This window comes from Lacticaseibacillus sp. 53-4, from assembly GCF_016861805.1.
Lineage (GTDB): Bacteria > Bacillota > Bacilli > Lactobacillales > Lactobacillaceae > Lacticaseibacillus.
Map to the genome: position 1 here is coordinate 1 of NZ_BOLT01000036.1, position 4,497 is coordinate 4,497.

General features: G+C 49.7%; 2 protein-coding genes and 1 pseudogene. 1 reads left to right on the plus strand and 2 read right to left on the minus strand.

Going from position 1 to position 4,497, the window contains the following annotated elements; genetic code table 11:
• Window positions 1-894 (plus strand): annotated as a pseudogene (locus JUF21_RS10670) (hypothetical protein); the annotation flags it as partial.
• Between the two features lie 95 nt (window positions 895-989).
• Here JUF21_RS10670 and JUF21_RS10675 read toward each other — a convergent pair.
• The gene (locus JUF21_RS10675; protein ID WP_203623496.1) at window positions 990-1,481 is read right to left on the minus strand and encodes an AP2 domain-containing protein; all 492 of its coding nucleotides are present in this window, start codon (window positions 1,479-1,481) and stop codon (window positions 990-992) included.
• Window positions 1,482-2,940: 1,459 nt separating this feature from the next.
• On the minus strand, window positions 2,941-4,497 hold a 1,557-nt coding region (locus tag JUF21_RS10680), incomplete at its 5' end, for an LPXTG cell wall anchor domain-containing protein (protein WP_203664532.1).

The following is a 4,497-nucleotide window of genomic DNA, read 5'->3' on the forward strand; positions in this document are numbered from 1 at the left end:
AACTCCATTGCCGCAAGCAAAGCGGCCAGTGAAGCATCCCAGAGCGCCGCAATTTCCGAAGCTAACTCCATTGCCGAAAGCAAGGCGGCTAGTGAAGCAGCGCAGAGCGCCGCGATTTCCGAAGCTAACTCCATCGCTGAAAGCAAAGCGGCCAGTGATGCGGCGCAGAGTGCTGCAGCTTCCGAGGCCAAATCAACTGCCGAAAGCAAAGCGCCGAGAGAAGTCCAAAGTGCTGCAGTACTCGGGACCAATCCCCTCGGCAAAACAATCCTTACGGCGAAGCCAACCAAGCCGGCGCCCCGCACAACCAGTCCTAAGGCACCCGTCGTTCAGAATAAGACTGTCACTTCAGCCGCGGCCAAACAAAAGCAGCGGATCACGGTGATTGTTGTCGATGCTGATACTGGCAAACCGCTTCAAACCGATTTGATTGCCGGGGTACCAGGCGAACCGATGACGTTCAATTTTCATGAACTCACGCAGTCACTAGTAGAAGCTGGCTACGCGGTTCTGATCAACCCGGCCACCGATTTAACCCGCTTTCCAGCAGCCGACCAGACGGTGGTCATCACGGTCAAACACGTGATGGCTGCCCCACTTGCTTCGAACCTGCCAAGTGAATACCAGGCGCTGGTGCCAGGACTGGCTGGCGCAAAGAATAACGCGGCCCAGCAGAATCGCCGGACTACTGAACAATCTAGTCAAGCGCAAATCACCAACCTGTTCCAAGGTGAGCGGCTGAACCGGCAAATGGTCTATGCACCATTTTCAATGTCACTTCAGCAGCATCACGGCAACGGTGGGGGCGCACCGGATCCGGCGGCCGGCGCAGCCATGCTGGCGGCTTACTGGGAAAGTCTCTCGGGCGTGATCAACTTCGGCATTCAGTCCTAAGCACAGTAAAGGGCAAATCGCTTCAATCAGCGATTTGCCCTTTTTCGTGTCTCAACAAAAAAGCTGCCAGCGCCGCACTCCCTCCCCGGAGTGTGTCACTGAACGCTTTCTGCCAACTCTTCAGTCGGTTTGCCCAGATATTGGTATTCTGCAGCCTTACGCAAGGCCACCGCTTCATCAAACGTCTGACATGACTTGAGAAGCACATAGCGGCCTTGATACCGGAGCCGCGCAAACCAACGGTTATTGGCCGGATTATAAGAGACACCCACTACACCAGACTTATTGCGCTTGCTTTTGACTAATGAATTCAGCGAAATCCCATCATCATTCGTCAAATCACGCCCATGCGCGTGCTGGTGCGCCCTGAAGGCCGGATTTAACGCCGCGCGTTGCCGAGCGACGTCCCGACGCAAGCACCCACAACTGCGCACTTGGCCTGACCGCAGCCGACACCCGTCGACTGTGACCGTATTACCGCAAGAACACTGGCATTGCCATACCGCATTCCCGTTCTTGGCTGTCCCTGCTCGCTTGAGCACGGTCAGCCGACCAAATTGTTCACCTGAGAGATTTTTCACTCGCATCGTTTTTCCCTCCTCACTCCATGTCTATATTCTAAGGTGGGAAAAGAGGGAACATTCTCCGCGATTTTTTCTATTTTTGCAAAAAACGCGGAGACTCCGGTTTTGTACATCAGATGACGGCGTTTAATACCGATTAATCTCTGTATCGGGTCCTTAACTCACTGGTCTCTAAACAGTGTGAAGGCAACATCAGCCTCAGAAAAGGTTAGTCATCATTTTAAGTTGGTCGACTATTTTGACTGCGTTGAATTAGCTTGAGCCACATTGACCACGGATATGGACAAAGAAGTTTCTCGGCCTTGAGCGTGATCGTTAGTTGGATTTCCTAGTTTAGGCGTGAGAACCTGGGAAGATGCTTATCACTGCCCTCCTCTCTTAATAAGCTTTTCCGCGCATCAAAGAGGTGTTCCCTCAACAGTGAAAGTGGACGCCGCAAGATTTTGATGTGCTCTCCCTAGAATACTGGAAATGATTGTCTTCTTGAAGAGACGTTGCTTAATTGCCGGACAGATCTTCCGCTCTCCAGGCCCGAATGAACCGCTTTAGTCTTTGCTATCGAATCATTTGACCAAGTCGCGGAAAAGTCCAGTTCATTTTGACCATGAGCTTGTTAATCAGGTCTTGGCCCAAAGTGCAGACTTTCACGGTTAGGAGTGGTTAACGCAAGCTTCACCTCAATTTCCAGAATCCGCTTTTTTGGCGGATTTTTGTTTATTCTGACGATACTGCATTTTGGCGACAGATTTCACAAAACAGCTTTTCCTGTCGGATTCCCGCTTGATTTTAGGCAAAATACAAAATCCTGGAAATCGAGACACGAGAAATTTGAATATGGTGCGGAGAATCTTGAAAGGCCAGTACTGACAAGGCTTTAGCGGTTCACGTAAAATATGATTATTTCATATTTTGGCGACGATGACAAAGCTTAATGCTGCAGGGTTTCTGGGCTCTTCCGCGCCAATTTTTTATTGTTCGTGTGTCAAATTCCCAAATTTTGTATTTTGCCTTATTTTTTTGCAATTCCGTTCAAAATTAGTCTCTGACGAATCGGTGAGCTCAAACCTGGAGGCCTTTGATTTTCGTCAAAGCGTTCAAATGATTGGTGCAGGCAATTATTCATTTAGCCGAGAGATTTGCTGAATCGAGTCGAACCCGACTGGGAATCGATATTCGTGTCGTAAACGAGAACACGTGAGAGGTAAAGTGAGCGCTCTGGTCACGACATCCACGCAAGCGGTTGCGCTTTCTCCTATTTACCTTGGAATCAGCATCTAAAACCAACCAACAATGAAACTGTATAAACGAGGAAGCGCTGCAATCCCAAAAGACAATTGCGGTCCTTTTCAGTTTGCAAGACGATCTGCTATTCGTTGCTTACCACTTTTATAAACTCAGAACCAAAAAGAACCGCTCCTCACGCGTTGCGTGAAGAACGGTTCTTTCAAATTCGTCTAATCCGTTAACGATCTGCCTTGCGCTTCCGCTCAACCAAACCTAGAAGACTCATTAGAGAAACACCGAGTAATGCCAAGCCAGTGGCACTTTCGTTACCAGTCTTAGGCAACGTTCTCCTGTTGCTGGTCTTGCCAGCAGGAGTCCCGTTACCAGTTGGGGTCTCGTTGTTAATCGGCGTTTCGTTACCAGTAGGCGTCTCATTATCTGTCCGAGGCAGCTTTAGTCTGGTAGGGTTGCCACCTTCATTGGTTGGGGTATCACCTGGGTTGCCCGGTGTGGTGCCGCCGCCGTTGATTGGCGGATTGCCACCTTCGTTGTTTGTCGGTGGGTTGCCACCGTTATCTGTTGGTGGGTTGCCATCGTTGTTCGTTGGCGGGTTGCCACCGTTGTTCGTCGGCGGGTTGCCACCGTTGTCTGTTGGCGGGTTGCCATCGTTGTTCGTTGGCGGATTGCCATCGTTGTTCGTTGGCGGATTGCCATCGTTGTTCGTTGGCGGGTTGCCATCGTTGTTCGTTGGCGGATTGCCATCGTTGTTCGTTGGCGGGTTACCATTGTTGTTCATTGGCGGGTTGCCATCGTTGTTCGTTGGCGGATTGCCATCGTTGTTCGTTGGCGGGTTGCCATTGTTGTTCGTTGGCGGATTGCCATTGTTGTTCGTTGGCGGATTGCCATCGTTGTTCGTTGGCGGGTTGCCACCGTTGTCTGTCGGCGGGTTGCCACCACCATTACCACTCCCGTAGTCGCGATACAAGTAGAGAATTAGACCGTCCGCTGATGGCGTAAGTGTATAGGTGATTGGTTCGCCAGGTACAAAGTTAGATGCAATATAACCTTTAGGAACAGTTGGTGTGAATGAAACAAGTTCACCTGTCTTACCAGCAACCATCTCCGTCTTAATCAATTGATCTTGTCTTGGATTGCCAAACTCATCAATCTCCACATAAGTAACTTGAAGCTCATCAGCTTCAGGCGTGTAGTTTACGAATACAGTTTCATTTACTGGCGAACCAGATACCAGCGTTAATTTCGGCGTCTCTTCGTCTACCGTCTTCTTATCGGGTATATATCCTGCCAATGCTGGTGTCGTTACTGCTGCATAGTTGTTCTTCGGCTTTGCAGCAGTAATAGCTCCCGTTACCATATCCGTAGTAATCGTCCACGTCGTGTCCTGTACGACTGGCGCTGGTGTATCAACCTTCTTACCATTAATCTCATAGACGATAGTCCGCGTTGTTGTCAGCGTTGAATCTGTCGTCTTGTGGGTCAGGTGAATCAGCTTATTATCGTTGCCTGGCGTAAACGTATAGTTAACTTTATTATCCTGAACATCTTTTTGCGGAGTGACCAGTACATAACCATCCGGTACTACTACCGTATAGCTTCCTGTACCGCCAGTCTTACCAGTCTTTGTAATCGCGTCACCGACTTGAGCTTGACCTCTTTCATCATCAACGTAGCTGATCGTCAGACTATCGTCATTAGCTGTGTAGTTAACGAAGACGGTCTCGTTAACCGGTGACCCAGAGACTAACGTCAACTTCGGTGTTGTTTCTGCTGGTAC